Source organism: Pseudalkalibacillus berkeleyi, assembly GCF_021608225.1.
GTDB classification, from domain to species: Bacteria; Bacillota; Bacilli; order Bacillales; family Fictibacillaceae; genus Pseudalkalibacillus; species Pseudalkalibacillus berkeleyi.
Genome location: NZ_JAKIJS010000001.1, coordinates 513,919 through 527,527, shown reverse-complemented (window position 1 = coordinate 527,527; position 13,609 = coordinate 513,919). Strand labels below are relative to the sequence as shown.

13 protein-coding genes and 1 riboswitch are annotated in these 13,609 nt (G+C 39.8%); of the genes, 3 read left to right on the top strand and 10 right to left on the bottom strand.

Going from position 1 to position 13,609, the window contains the following annotated elements; all coding sequences use genetic code 11:
* Positions 1 to 121: 121 nt before the first annotated feature.
* The 3 genes from L2716_RS02830 to L2716_RS02820 form a co-directional block, all read right to left on the bottom strand.
* A complete protein-coding gene (locus L2716_RS02830) occupies positions 122 to 493 on the bottom strand; it encodes a VOC family protein (protein ID WP_236331589.1) in 372 nt (123 codons plus the stop codon).
* 96 nt (positions 494 to 589) lie between these two features.
* Positions 590 to 778 carry a PspC domain-containing protein gene (locus L2716_RS02825; RefSeq protein ID WP_236331586.1) on the bottom strand — a complete coding sequence of 63 codons (189 nt, stop codon included), beginning with the start codon at positions 776 to 778 and terminating at the stop codon, positions 590 to 592.
* 109 nt (positions 779 to 887) lie between these two features.
* Entirely contained in the window at positions 888 to 1,475 is a 588-nt protein-coding gene (locus L2716_RS02820; protein WP_236331584.1) for a 2'-5' RNA ligase family protein, read from the bottom strand.
* Between the two features lie 129 nt (positions 1,476 to 1,604).
* Between L2716_RS02820 and L2716_RS02815 the strand changes: the two genes are divergently transcribed.
* Genes L2716_RS02815 through L2716_RS02805 form a run of 3 tightly spaced genes read left to right on the top strand, consistent with a single transcriptional unit; the run spans position 1,605 to position 5,723 of the window.
* Positions 1,605 to 3,377 (top strand): ABC transporter ATP-binding protein, encoded by a 1,773-nt coding sequence (locus L2716_RS02815; protein ID WP_236331582.1) that lies wholly within the window; start codon positions 1,605 to 1,607, stop codon positions 3,375 to 3,377.
* Between the two features lie 14 nt (positions 3,378 to 3,391).
* Positions 3,392 to 5,122 carry an ABC transporter ATP-binding protein gene (locus L2716_RS02810; RefSeq protein WP_236331580.1) on the top strand — a complete coding sequence of 577 codons (1,731 nt, stop codon included), beginning with the start codon at positions 3,392 to 3,394 and terminating at the stop codon, positions 5,120 to 5,122.
* 19 nt (positions 5,123 to 5,141) lie between these two features.
* Positions 5,142 to 5,723 (top strand): hypothetical protein, encoded by a 582-nt coding sequence (locus tag L2716_RS02805; RefSeq protein WP_236331578.1) that lies wholly within the window; start codon positions 5,142 to 5,144, stop codon positions 5,721 to 5,723.
* Between the two features lie 256 nt (positions 5,724 to 5,979).
* Here the strand turns inward: L2716_RS02805 and L2716_RS18380 are convergent, their stop codons facing one another.
* From L2716_RS18380 to L2716_RS02775, 7 genes are all read right to left on the bottom strand, one after another.
* A complete protein-coding gene (locus L2716_RS18380) occupies positions 5,980 to 6,249 on the bottom strand; it encodes a GNAT family N-acetyltransferase (protein ID WP_329610095.1) in 270 nt (89 codons plus the stop codon).
* Between the two features lie 25 nt (positions 6,250 to 6,274).
* Positions 6,275 to 6,484 (bottom strand): hypothetical protein, encoded by a 210-nt coding sequence (locus L2716_RS18375; RefSeq protein WP_329610094.1) that lies wholly within the window; start codon positions 6,482 to 6,484, stop codon positions 6,275 to 6,277.
* Positions 6,485 to 6,605: 121 nt separating this feature from the next.
* Entirely contained in the window at positions 6,606 to 7,832 is a 1,227-nt protein-coding gene (locus L2716_RS02795) for a homoserine dehydrogenase (RefSeq protein WP_236337776.1), read from the bottom strand.
* A 121-nt stretch (positions 7,833 to 7,953) separates the two neighbouring features.
* Positions 7,954 to 9,273 carry an O-acetylhomoserine aminocarboxypropyltransferase/cysteine synthase family protein gene (locus L2716_RS02790; protein ID WP_236331575.1) on the bottom strand — a complete coding sequence of 440 codons (1,320 nt, stop codon included), beginning with the start codon at positions 9,271 to 9,273 and terminating at the stop codon, positions 7,954 to 7,956.
* Between the two features lie 24 nt (positions 9,274 to 9,297).
* On the bottom strand, positions 9,298 to 10,341 hold the full coding sequence (gene metX / locus L2716_RS02785; protein ID WP_236331573.1) for a homoserine O-acetyltransferase MetX: 1,044 nt from the start codon (positions 10,339 to 10,341) through the stop codon (positions 9,298 to 9,300).
* Between the two features lie 85 nt (positions 10,342 to 10,426).
* Positions 10,427 to 10,539: riboswitch (SAM riboswitch) on the bottom strand.
* A gap of 163 nt (positions 10,540 to 10,702) precedes the next feature.
* Positions 10,703 to 11,548 carry an arylamine N-acetyltransferase gene (locus tag L2716_RS02780; RefSeq protein WP_236331571.1) on the bottom strand — a complete coding sequence of 282 codons (846 nt, stop codon included), beginning with the start codon at positions 11,546 to 11,548 and terminating at the stop codon, positions 10,703 to 10,705.
* Positions 11,549 to 11,642: 94 nt separating this feature from the next.
* A complete protein-coding gene (locus tag L2716_RS02775; protein ID WP_236331570.1) occupies positions 11,643 to 13,364 on the bottom strand; it encodes an SgrR family transcriptional regulator in 1,722 nt (573 codons plus the stop codon).
* Positions 13,365 to 13,609 lie beyond the last annotated feature (245 nt).

Genomic DNA, 13,609 nt, shown 5'->3' with positions numbered 1-13,609 from the left:
TCGCCTCCATTCATCCAATGTATTTTTCCTAATTCAAGCATGTTTTTCTCTAAAAAAGAAGCTTTCCTTAATAAGAAAGCTTCTTTCTAGGTGAATATACTTGTTTTGTTCTTATCTCACTTTATCGGTGCTGGTCAATAAGTATTGGGTTTCCGTCAGGATCTTCGATTGTTAAACTAGCTGGACCTTCACTTGTTTCATCAGCTTCAGTCAAAATTTTAACGCCTTTTTCTTTCAGTTGCTTTTGGAGATCACGGATGTCTGTAAACGAATCAAGGTTTTCAGCGTTTTCATTCCATCCAGGATTGAATGTCAATATGTTCTTATCAAACATGCCTTGGAAAAGACCAATGACACATTTTTCGTTCTTCATAATCAGCCAATTCTGACTGATGTCCCCACCTAAATCACGAAATCCTAGGTTTTCATAAAACTCTTTTGACTTGTGGATGTCTTTAACCGTTAAACTTATTGAAAATGTGCCTAGTTCCATACTTTCACCCCAAATAGTTTATTCGTTTTAATAATTTAATCATACCATTGATTTGATGAAACCGAAAAAGAGTAAATCACTAAATTATGTAAAATTTTATAATGACCGAGGTGTATCGTCTAAAGCGTTAGCAAGTATGACATAAACAAATAATGAAGAAGGCATCGTAAAGAAAAATATTAATCTTACTGAAAAAGAAGAAATTCCAAAATACTCAGCAATACCACCACAAACTCCGTGAAAGGACTTATCGATATAAGATTTCCTTAGTTTTTTCTGTTTCATTACGCAGCTCCTAGTCTTCTTCCCTATTCAAATGATTTCGCAATACCAATTAACCGAAACTTTATTGTCAACCTCTGACCTCGACATTTAGTGCTTACACCAAGTCTTATTATATTAACTTTTTTGAATAGATCGTTTTACTATTCCACTCTTGTTCAGAGGTATTGATTTTATCAACAGCAATTTCAGTGATTTTCCCTTTTAATGGCGTAAAATTATGCAAGCAATAATTGTACGCTTCTAACATCATTTTCGAATCAAGATTAATCGCAAGCGTGGTGTGAGGGTACCACTTATTTGGGAGATAGTATTCATTGGATAAATGTCTAAACTCGTTAAATTCCTTGTGAAATTCTTCATGGGCTTTATATAGGTTGGTCGACATTGTCGGAGCTAAAAACAATGTACCCGTTGAAGGAAATGTTGCCAGTGCATCGTAATGAATATCAAATGAGTTAAATGGAATCTGTTCTAATCTTTCTATTAGTTGGTCTACAGGCAAATCTGTATCATATACCCCGAGTGTAATATGAGGCACTAAATCTTCCATATCGGCAAGACTGCTTGTAATATTTTTTTGTTTAAGCCCTTCCCAAATCCCCCTCACAAATTGGTCAATTTGGTCGTCAAAGAACAACTCAACTGCATACATACTATTCGCCTCCAAGCTCAAACTACCTTCTTTTAATATTAACATAATTTTCTAATTTATAAGGAACAAGATACATTTCCACAAAAACTATGGAAACAATATCCACCTTCCGTTATAATATAAAATCCGCCTGTTAGAATTTTCTATCTTTTTTATCTAGTTAGGAGATGAAAAATGGAACAACCTAAGCTGAATAATCGCTATTTATTGAAAGTCTATCTATGGTCTTTGTCCTTCTTAAAGCCGTATCGCTGGCTCTTCTTTCTTGTTGTTATCAGTAGTATTGTCATTGCAGCAATTGAATTAATGATCCCGAAATTTATACAATACTTCATTGATGTGATCGTTCCTGCAAAAGATACCAACCTTTTCTACATATTAATCAGCTGCGCAATCGGTTTATTGTTACTCATGATTTACCTCAGTACCGTTCGGAATAACTTACAACGTCATGTACAAGAAAAAGCCGCTAGGGATATTCATTTTTCGATTTTCAGACATCTTAGAAAACTAGGATTCTCTTACTTTGAAAGACATCCTGTCGGCGAGACCCTTTCACTAATGAACACAGAAGTGACTGCCGTCCAAGATCTATATCGTCGCTATTTACCCTATATGCTTCAAGAAGCTATTTTTTCAACGGTAGCAATTGGTTTAATGTTTTCTATGAACGTGAAGCTAGCACTCATTATCTTTCCTGCCTTTCTACTTTACTATTTATTTGGTCCACGTTATGAAAAGAAAGCATCAATCTTGAGTCAGGAGCTTAGCATAAACCGAATTGCATTGAATAAGAAAATTTATGAGTCCGTGTCATCTTTGTTGGAGGTTCGTGCATACGCCTCTGAACATTGGGAAGAAAAGCGATTAAATGACAAAATCACAAACTATAACAAGAGCATGGTTCGTGCGTATTTATTTGCATACATACGAGGAACAGTTCGCCGCCTCTCTTATAATGCCGGTGCAGTCGCGATTCTCATCTATGGATCTATTCTAGTCAGATCAGGAGATTTGTCTGTCGGAGAATTTTCCGCTTTTCTTCTATATTACTTTACAGCCATGCACAGACTTACATCAGTCGTCACATCTCTTACTGAACAAAGAGTTCTTATGTATCAAGTCGATAAAATCTATCAGTTTATGAATCAAAAGCCAGACATCGAGGATATTGAAAAACCGATTATGCTGCCAGAAATTCAAGGCAATATCGAATTTACAAATGTGAGCTTCAAATATCCGACTACAGGACCTATTTTAAACGAATTGAATTTAAAGGTTAAGTCTGGACAGCGTGTTGCGATTGTTGGAACAAGCGGGAACGGGAAATCTACTATGCTTAAGCTCTTATGTCGGTTCTATGATCCCACATGTGGAGAAATTCGGCTCGATGGCATCCCTATTGATCAACTTGAGCAAAATCAATTACGAGATTCAATCGGATATGTTTTTCAAGAGACTTATCTTTTCGGTTCTACGGTTCGTGAGAATATTCGCTTCGGAAATCCTACTGCAACAGATCATGAAATTGAAAATGCAGCAAAAGCAGCCTTTGCACATGAATTCATCACTGAGTTAGAAAACGGATATGACACCCTTATTGGAGAGCGTGGCATCAAATTATCTGGTGGACAAAAGCAGCGCATTTCAATTGCACGGATGTTCTTGAAAAACCCTAGGATCATTCTACTCGATGAGGCAACGTCCGCTCTCGATAATGTTAGTGAACATGAAGTTCAACAAGCACTCAATGTACTATTAAAAGATAAAACAACATTTACAGTGGCTCACAGATTAACCACGATACAAGATTATGATCAAATTGTTGTTTTAGATAATGGGAAAATTGCTGAACAAGGTACATATGAAGTATTGATGAAGAAGAAATGTTTATTTTACAAATTATCTGAAGGTCAACAACCGCTTGTTGAATCGATGCATGTATAGTAAGGAGGCACTACATGGTAAACTTGAAATGGCTGTTTAGTTACATTAAAATAGTGAAGTGGCTCTTTGCGCTGTCACTTGGTTTACTCTTTTTAGAAACGACTGCATTCATCGCTCAAACGGGATTGCAAAAGTACATAATCGACGACGTATTTATTGCTGGTCGGTTTGACCGTCTCATCCCGATTTTATTTCTATTCGCAGGAGCATTTATTGCATATGCTGTACTTTTTACCATCGCACCACACACGTTCCACCGTATTCAAGCGATCGTCAAAAAACAACTAATCAGTGACTTCATGGGTTATATGAGGAAAATTCCCACACAAACCTATCGCAATGAACGAGTGACCAAATATGTCCACTACTTAACGAACGATGTTGACCAAGTCGCTGATACGATTGGTGGTTTCATCCCAAGGAGCATACAACTATGTTTCAATATCGTTTTTCTTTCTGTTATTGTTTTTATTTCGAGCCCTTTATTATTAGTGGCAATCTTTGTTTTCAGTGTCATTTATGTAGCAATCGGAAAGTATTTTTCACCTAAAATTCGGAAAGCTGCTAAAGATGCACAAAATCGAAAAACGGACCTCCTCATTCATATTGAAGAAGGAATTGCATCGACGAGAGAGATTATGGCATACAACCGTCTAGCATGGGAAACGAACATTTATAACCGCTATTTTAAACGATATTTCGATTCTGTCATGATCGAAACGAAGATGAGTAACAGACAACTGATTACAAGCCAACCTTTAAAGTGGGGAGCCAGTTTAATCGTTCTAGTTTACGGAGGATATAGCGTCATCCAAGGAAGCTTATCAATTGGTTTGTTCATTGTCGTTTTTCAATTTACTTCCCAGCTAATGGATTCCATCCAAAGATTGTTTGAGTTCACCATGCTACTTTCTGGCAAGTACTCTTTGATTGACCGATTGCGCTCCGTTATGGAAGGTCCTGTTGAACATGAAGGCCATCATACGCTTTCGGAAAAAGTTGAAACGATATCATTTGAAAAAGTATCCTTCGCCTATCAAGATGAGGCAAATAAGAATGTATTGAATGATTTGTCCTTAACGATCCCTGCTGGTAAAAAAGTGGCTTTTGTTGGTACGAGTGGTGGTGGCAAGTCAACCATTGCACAGTTAATCGTTCGTTTTTTCACTCCTACGCAAGGGGACATTTTAGTTAATGGAAAGTCCTTACGCGATTTGAATCAAAGTGACTGGCGAAACCGGATCGGTATTGTGCCTCAAGATCCTTACCTTTTTCCAGACACAGTACGGAACAACATCTTGATGGGACGTGAGGGAATTTCTGATGATGTGATGTACCATGCATGTCAACTAGCTGAAATTCACGATTACATTGAGTCTCTCCCTGAAGGATACGAGACTGAGGTCGGCGAACGCGGAATTACACTCTCTGGTGGTCAACGCCAGCGGCTAGCTCTAGCTAGAGCAATTATTGGGAATCCTGAAATTTTAGTGTTAGATGAAGCAACATCATCCTTAGACCTAGAAACCGAGCGGAAGGTTCAAACAAACTTTGATCAAGTGAGAACAGGAAAAACGACGATCATCATAGCTCACCGACTCTCGACCGTACAAAACGCAGACATCATCTTCGTTATGGATAAAGGCCGGGTTGTTGAACAAGGTGCACACGATGAATTATTGAAAGGAAACACGATATACAAAAGCCTAGTATTCGCTGAAAAATCAACAATAACAAGTGCGTGACTCATGCGAGGTGATGAAAATGACTTTAGATTTTCTCAAGAAGGAAATATCGGTTGCAGCGAAAACTGTTTATTTTGATCAGAATGATTTTTTACGAGAGAAATCGAATGATCCTACCTTACTAAGAAAGACAATTACATTAATTGAAGCACACTTAAATTGTGATTCAGTAACTGAGGATAAACGTGATATGCTCGTTGGAACATTAGGGAACTTTTATCGAATCATTGGTGAACCAATACATGCAATCAAACTATTTAATTCTTGCCTCAATCAGTCCGTTAATCAAGCAAATCCCCATATAGAAATCGTCTCTCTTATCCGGCTTGGGGAAGCTTTGAAGTACAATAACCAACATCAGGACGCTCTCAATAGGTTTAATATCGCTCTAAAGAAATGTAGACTGAATCAAATTGACAAATATAAAGATTTTGTCCTTCAACATAAAGGTAAATGTCTCATGGAATTAAACCGATTAAATGAAGCTGAGCAATGTTTTGAAGCCGCTTTAAATCTGCGACTCAAAAAAGAAGATCCAACCTTAATTCATTCAACGAATTTGGCTATTGAGCTAGTAAGGTCCATAAACAAGGAGAAGTAAATAGTCTGCTCGGAATTACCTTTTAATGAACAAATAATGAAAAACTGACCTCAATCATCCAAATACACGGATCGATAGGTCAGTTTGTTACATTGTAAGGAGATTTTCAATTCGTTTATTTGAGAAAGCTTGGTTATCTAGAAAATTTCAGATTTATCTAGAAAAACACGAATTTATCTAGAAATATGAGAAATTATCTAGAAAAAGACGGAATTATCTAGAAAAACGCGATTTTATCTAGAAAACGCACGATCATCTAAACTTCGCGACAGTACCGCACAGATACATAGTGCTCTTCTTCCGTGTTACCATATCCAACGCACTCCGAGTCAGGTTGAAACCCTTTCGCCTCATAGAAAGGAATGCCTTTCGCGTTACCTTTCTGCACAGAAACCCACTGAAACTTTGCGCCAAACTTTACCTGCTGGTCAGTGATCGCCGCTAGCAGCTTAGTTCCAACTCCCTCGCCTCTACGGTTTGGATCCATGTACAAAACGTAAACTTCACCAGCATCCTCACCAGTCATACCGCCTCCACCGGCTCCAATGACATCATCTCTCTAGCGCTACAAAGTATCCGCCCCAATCTCTAGTAGACGTTGATACTTCACTCAATACTCGCTCCGGATTGTAAAATTCTTCTGTAATTCGATCCAAATATTCCTGCGTGTAAATGTCTTTATAGGTCGCTCTATTGCCTTCCGTACATACTTTCACAATTCCCTCAACATGTGTTGCCGTTGCTTTTTGTATCGTGATCATGATCTCTTTATCCCCTCTTCTATTAAAAAACTACATCCATTCATTTCACCACATACGTCTCATCTCCTTTTTAAAGTAAGAAAAAACTCATCTGATGATGAGTTTTCTCTATATAGAATGATTAAGCTGTGATCGATGCTTTCGTAAGTTCTGGAACGGTGCCTCCAGATATCTGGTATGCCTTCAGCTCTTTATACTCTAACTGTAATCGGTCAATTTCTGTTCGGGTAGTCCTCACCACTTTTACAGAATAGAGCTGACCGTTTTGTTGAATTCTTTGATCTAGAGAAACTTCACCTACTACTGGCACACTCGTTTGACTAATGAGAAGCCACGGATGAACAAGTGTGCGTTCACTTTTCTCCAACTGTACGTCCTTCGGCAATACCGGGTCTTGAATGGAGCTGAACACATTGACGAGATCCTCAACGACTGCACTAGCGGTTGGATACTTACCTGCTCCCGGACCTTGTAGCTTCAGCTCGCCGACTAAATCTCCATTAATGACGACTGCATTGTCTACACCATCTACAGCGTACAATTGGTGATCCGGTGTGACAACTTTCGGCTCGACGCCAATTTTCAACCTTCCATCCTCCCACTCAAGGGAAGCGATATGCTTCAAGCGAAATCCAAGCGATTCAGTCAGTTGAATATCTTCAAGCGTGATGTCCCGGATGCCTTTTTGCTTAATTTCTCCCCATTCCAGACGAATGCCATATAGCAATTCTGCCAAAATGACAATTTTAAAAAATGCATCAAAACCGTCCACGTCATTCGTGGGATCCGCCTCAGCATAACCCGCTTCCTTAGCACCATTGAGTGCATCAACAAATGACCTTTCTTTTTCACGAATTTCGCTTAAAATGTAGTTAGAAGTGCCATTCAAAATCGCCTCAATTTTCAACACTTGATTGACATGTAGGAGCTGCTTCAAGGTTCCAATGATCGGAATCCCTCCTGCAACAGCAGCCTCGAAGGAAACGTTGACATTATGCTCAGCGGCAAGTGCTTTCAACTCGAACCCTTTATGCGCAAACAGCTCTTTATTGGCTGTAACAACATGACATCCTTTTTCAATCGCTCTTCTTAAATAGGTGTATCCCGGTTCAACTCCGACGATCGCTTCTACTACAACATCCACGTCGTGAAGCGTAATAATCTCTTCAAAATCAGACGTTACAAGTACGCCATTTTCTACAACTCGCGGCTTCGTTTTATCCTGAATCAAGATCGCCACTACTTCCACTTCTCGCCCCAGTAGAGCCCGAAATCTTTCTTGCTGTTTTTCGATGATTTCATACACGCCACTGCCGACCGTTCCGAACCCGAGTAACGCAACATTCACTTTTCCCAACGTTTCCCCTCCTCTAATAAATCGCTAAATATCCAAGAACTGTGCTTAGTGTCATAAGAACAATGAAGCTCCGCACATCGATCAATGGAATTCTTTCTTTATTCATAAAATCTCAGCCTACCTCTTGTGTACTAAAGGAGGTCAATCCGGTTGCAACTTCGATCGCTTGTTCGAGATCCTCAATTAAATCCTCCACATTTTCTATGCCAACTGATAAACGGACAAGATCTTCAGTCACACCGGATTCCTTCAATTGCTGAGGTGATAATTGCTGATGCGTCGTACTTGCCGGATGTATAATCAAGCTCTTTGCATCACCAACATTGGCGACATGAGACCAAAGTGTAGCACTGTTAATGACTGCAGAACCCGCTTCTCCACCACCTTTTATTCCGAACACGACAATAGAGCCAGCGCCATTAGGTAGGTATTTTTTCGATAGCTCATAAGACGGGTGATCTTTGTTCTCTGGATACAACACCCACTCAACTGCAGGATGGTTCTGTAAGTACTCGGTAATTTTCCTCGCATTTGCCACATGCTCTTTAATTCGAACGTGTAACGTTTCTAGGCCGAGCGCGATTTGGAAGGCATTTTGTGCACTAATGGCGGCACCAGTATCCCGTAGAACTTGCACTCTCGCCTTCACGATGAACGCGGCTTCAGGGAGCGCTTCAGCAAAAACAATGCCGTTATAGCTTGGATCAGGTTCGGTAAAACCAGGGAACTTCGGTTGATTCCAATCAAATTTACCCGCGTCTACAATAATGCCACCAAGCGTTGTACCATTCCCACCGAGCCACTTCGTTGCCGAATGAATGACGATGTCTGCACCGAACTCAATCGGCCGAGTTAGAAACGGTGTCGCAAACGTGTTATCTACAATGAGTGGAATACCTGCTTCATGAGCAATTTTGGCAACCTCTTCAATATCAAGGACATGGAGGCCTGGATTTCCGATCGTCTCGGCAAAAATCGCCTTCGTCTTTGGTGTAATCGCTTTTCTGAAATTTTCAGGGTCAGTCGGGTCTACGAAATGCGTTTTAACGCCATGCTTTGGTAATGTCGTCGCAAACAAATTGTACGTTCCACCGTATAAAGTTGATGCTGAGACTACTTCATCTCCAGCCTCCGCAACATTAAAGATTGCAGTAGAAATGGCTGCCATTCCACTCGCAAGAGCAAGCGCGCCAATGCCTCCTTCGAGCTCAGCTACCCGCTCTTCAACCGCGGTAACCGTAGGATTGTGAATTCTTGAATAAATATAGCCTTCCTCTTTCAAACCGAATAAATCTGCAGCATGATCCGTATTCTCGAACTTATAAGCGTTCGATTGATAGATCGGTAATGCTCTCGCTCCTGTTACTGGATCTGGTTGTAACCCTCCATGTACACCTACGGTTTCAAGACGATACTTCTTTTGTTCACTCATTTCATTCACTCCTCGATTCGTTTTTTAAGCTTGCTTTTGGTGTGCGATCGTGTATAACTCTGCTAGTTTGCTTTTGACAATTAGACCCCATTTTTCAAATTCAACTAAAAATCCGTCATGACCAAAATCTGATTCAACTTCGTAAAATTGAGCATTTCCACCATGCTGTTGAATGGAGGATATGAATCCTCCTAGCGCATCTGGTGGATAAATAAGATCCCTCGTAAAACCAATCCCAATCATCGGTGCTTCGTAACCTTTAATGGCTTCTTCTATTCCACCTCTTCCCCTTCCAATATCATGAGTGTTCATCGCGTCAAGCAGTGTCATGTAACTGTTGGCGTCAAAACGATCGGTCAACTTGTCACCTTGATACGATAAATACGACACGACTTCGTAAGGTTCTCCCTCACTAACGCTCTTACGACGATCAAACCGATTGTTAAAAAGCAGATCTGATCGATAGGTGATCATGCCAATCATTCTGGCGATGCTCAACCCTTTTGTGCCACCATGTTGAATCGATTCTTTCGCGATGTGGTTGAAGGCAATGCCGTAGTCACTTAATGTCGGCGTAACCGCAATCGGTATGAGTAAATCCATGAAAGTGGGATACATTAAACCCCATTCCAAAACTTGCATACCACCAAGTGAACCACCGACGACTGCCTTCAATCGTTTGAATCCTAGGATTTTCAATGCAACAAACTGGACTTCCACAAGGTCACGTACGGTTAAAATTGGAAAGTCCTCACCATACGGCTCACCTTTTTCTGGATGAATAGTTGCTGCCCCTGTTGATCCATTGCATCCACCTAAGACGTTAAAAGTAATGACCTGATATTGATTGGTGTCGATGTATCCTCCTTTCTGAATCAAACCACGCCACCATCCAGGTTGTTCATCTGATCCTACTGTGACGTGATTACCCGTCAAAGCATGGCAGACAAGTATGGCCGGAGCATCAGGAGGACCGCACCGCTCGTAGACCAGTTCCACTTCTTCAAGCACTTCGCCTGATTCAAGTGTAAAGTTTGGAATTTGTACAGTTTCAGTTTGATAAGACATCATTTTGTCCCCCTTTTGCCTTAGAATCGAGAAACGCAAAAAGCCTCTCTGTAAAGACAGAGAGGCAAAATAAACACATTTGTCTCTCTCATCTTCCAAAGCGTATTGACGCTTTGCAGGATTTGGCACCATTTCAAACCTAAGTTTGACGGTTGCCGGGCTTCACAGGGCCAGTCCCTCAGCCACTCTTGATAAGAGCTTGCTATTGATGTTTCATTTTTAAATTATTTGAATCTTAGCACGGTGATTTTGAAGTGTCAACATTTAAATTTTCTTCATTTTCATCAAAATTGGTATCATCAAATATCTCAATCCTTGATTTAATTGTGTTTTTCGTAACGTTCTTCACTAGAGAATTTTTTTATTTCATCTGCTTTTCAAAAAGATCGACTCCAAGACTTTCAAGGACCCTGATTGCTTCAACAACCGGTAATTTCGGTAACTGGTATTCATCCTGAAGAACCTCTGTAATTTCTTTTTCAGATTGTAAAATTCTTTCATCCACCTCACCATTTTCATATCGGATCGAGAACGTGTTGTTAACGAGAGAGAGCGTGCGATTCTGGGATATCTGATAATGATGGCAGCGTAAATGAGATAGGAAAAAAGCCCCTGGTTGATTGGACTTTGTGATCGTCGGTTCAAATGCCTCGAAAGTCATTTTATGATCGGGATTGAAGTCCCAATCATCCTTCACAACTTTCCCATCTCGGTATCGGATAAATCGGTACGTTCCCTTATTGTCCGAGTCTGGTAAAATACGTATTTCTTCAATGTCATACGCAGTTAAATTATTCGTGTCTTTTTCAAAATTGACAGGCTTAAAAAATGGAGAAGCAGAACCAAAATCAAGGTACAACCGCTCACCATCCAACTCGATCATGATACCAATATGAGATTTACCTAACTCAACATGATACCCCTCATAACCTAGCGTTTTAAGTAGCTTCAAGGCATGTGAATTATTCGTATAACACGTGCCACCAAAATCGTAACGGAACATGTTCTCAACATACACATCGATCGGTGGAATATGAAATTTATTGATCTTGTAATCTCGTAAATACATAAGCTTGCTAATGTTTTCAAAGGGTACCGCATTCAAATGCGCTCGACAGAATTTTTCAAGAAATAACCTGGTTGGTAATTCTTGCTCAAGACCTAGCCGCTCAAGATAACGGTCTGCCCATACTGGTAATGTATTCATTCTCATCACACCTTCCTCATATTCCTATTTTATGGTGCCAACTGAATGAACTCGACCAACCAACGATTGAACCTTATTTAAGACTTTGGATGTATTATTGAATCCATAGCTTACGCAAATCAACGTTCCCGAATGAAACAAACTGGATATCCTGAATCATCGGATGAAATGTCCTACGTTTAACTGGATGAGTCAAGTACAGAAATAGGTTGTGAGCCCGTATGTAATTTTCAATTTGGCAAATCCATTCTTCGCGGTCGTCAGCGCGTTTTTCCCTTTTGAAGCATTCAAGCCATTGATCAATTTGTTCTAGATGTTCTACAGCCAAGAAGCGGCGAAAAGCTAGTGCCTCATTGTAAAATGCACCGAGAAAAGACAAGTGATAATCGTTAGATGCGACTTCTCCCATAAACATCATATCAGCCTGTTGCTCAATTTCTCGAGAGTAGAGTACATCTATTAGACAAGGCTTTATGACAATATGTACATTAAACTTTCGTGCTTGTTCAACGAACCATTCTCCTTCTTCTATAGCTTTAGGGTAATTTAGTGATATGAGCGTCAACGTCTCTCCTTGATAGCCACTTCTCTTCAGCAATGATTCCACTTTTGATAGATTCCTCACGCGTTGTTCAGAGTTCCAATGAAAATAACCTGAAGCCTCAATCGGTTCTTCTCTCTCTAACTCTCTATACATCTTTTTTATATCCAAAATGTGATACATCGCTTCTCTGAAACTAGCATCATCGACAACTGACCTTCGATTAAAATTAAAAGCAAGGAAACGGAAGCCAACCTCTACTTCTTCTTTTTCTTGGATGCCATTTTCTTCTTCCACACCTTCTACTTGAAAACTCACTTGGTTCACAGCTGGCGTCGGCACTTTCCAAAATTCTATATGATCGAGTAATGCCCTTTCTAAGAAATACTGATCAAATGCCTCTAATACGATTTTTTTATCTGAACGCTCTTTTAATTTGAATGGTCCTGTGCCAATCCACTCATTTTCATCAAACTCTACATCTTTAGGTAATACGGCTAGGTTATGTGCGCTTAAGTATCTTAAGAAAAAAGGATTAGATTCTTTCAGCTTAAACTGCACGATGAAAGAACTTAGACATTCAATCTGCTCAATATCCTTTATCAACCAATAAAATGGGGAGTCTTTCGTAAACCTCTCGAAAGTGTACTTCACATCTTCTGCTGTCATGATCTGTTGATGATGGAACCGTACACCTTTTCTCAAGTAGAAGCGCCAAGTCATGAAGTCTTCATCCACGACCCAATGATGTGCCAAGTGCGGTTTGATTTCATCCACATGTTTGTCATAAGACACAAGACAGTCACCAAACTGCTGAATCAAATAACTTTCAAACGTAATTGATGTTTTTGTTGGCTCTAAAGTTGTAAGTTCTCTTGTAACAATAGAACGAAGTACATCCTTGGACTCATTTTGAGATTGCAGTCCGAACAAGGTTTGAACTTCATTGGAAATGTTTGCGATCCAAGACCGCGGAATAGGTAGTTGGAGTAATTGCATCAATTCATCCATTTGCTCTTCTTTGACCAATTGACGAATCGTTTCGTCCAATTCATCTTGAAAAGATTTTTGAAAGATAATTTGAGAAGGATTGCCTCTACCTCGTCCAGGTATGTATCGAAAATAGCCTGCTTCTTCAAATTTTTTAAGTTTTCTCTTTACATTTTTCTGTGTGCAGAACCAAGTTTGTTCAATATCACTGAGCTTGAAAGTTGCGGTATGCTCCTTTTCCCGAGGATACAGAAAAGCTCTTAATTCATAATAAGATAAGTCCATTATCATCTTCCTCCCGTATTAGAAAAGCGCAAGCACCCTGCTAGGGTCACTGACGACCGACTGGGAGGCTATTACCGCCACAGCAGGTCTAAAGTGAACCAAATGGCTGGGTGCTGGAGTTAGACATTACATCTATGCGTTCAGATTTTCTACTATACTTCCTTTCAAAAAAAGGGGACATTTTCAAATGCATTATACCCTTTTTATCCCCTTTTATAAAATGCAAAATAATGACAAAGGAAGGT

Bases quoted from the DNA above. Each gene is read 5' to 3' on its own strand.
- L2716_RS02805 (WP_236331578.1), top strand. From the start codon at position 5,142: ATGACTTTAGATTTTCTCAAGAAGGAAATATCGGTTGCAGCGAAAACT.
- L2716_RS02790 (WP_236331575.1), bottom strand. From the start codon at position 9,273: ATGAGTGAACAAAAGAAGTATCGTCTTGAAACCGTAGGTGTACATGGA.
- L2716_RS18380 (WP_329610095.1), bottom strand. From the start codon at position 6,249: ATGACTGGTGAGGATGCTGGTGAAGTTTACGTTTTGTACATGGATCCA.
- L2716_RS02830 (WP_236331589.1), bottom strand. From the start codon at position 493: ATGGAACTAGGCACATTTTCAATAAGTTTAACGGTTAAAGACATCCAC.
- L2716_RS02810 (WP_236331580.1), top strand. From the start codon at position 3,392: ATGGTAAACTTGAAATGGCTGTTTAGTTACATTAAAATAGTGAAGTGG.
- L2716_RS02815 (WP_236331582.1), top strand. From the start codon at position 1,605: ATGGAACAACCTAAGCTGAATAATCGCTATTTATTGAAAGTCTATCTA.
- L2716_RS02820 (WP_236331584.1), bottom strand. From the start codon at position 1,475: ATGTTAATATTAAAAGAAGGTAGTTTGAGCTTGGAGGCGAATAGTATG.
- L2716_RS02775 (WP_236331570.1), bottom strand. From the start codon at position 13,364: ATGGACTTATCTTATTATGAATTAAGAGCTTTTCTGTATCCTCGGGAA.
- metX (WP_236331573.1), bottom strand. From the start codon at position 10,341: ATGTCTTATCAAACTGAAACTGTACAAATTCCAAACTTTACACTTGAA.
- L2716_RS18375 (WP_329610094.1), bottom strand. From the start codon at position 6,484: ATGATCACGATACAAAAAGCAACGGCAACACATGTTGAGGGAATTGTG.
- L2716_RS02780 (WP_236331571.1), bottom strand. From the start codon at position 11,548: ATGAATACATTACCAGTATGGGCAGACCGTTATCTTGAGCGGCTAGGT.
- L2716_RS02825 (WP_236331586.1), bottom strand. From the start codon at position 778: ATGAAACAGAAAAAACTAAGGAAATCTTATATCGATAAGTCCTTTCAC.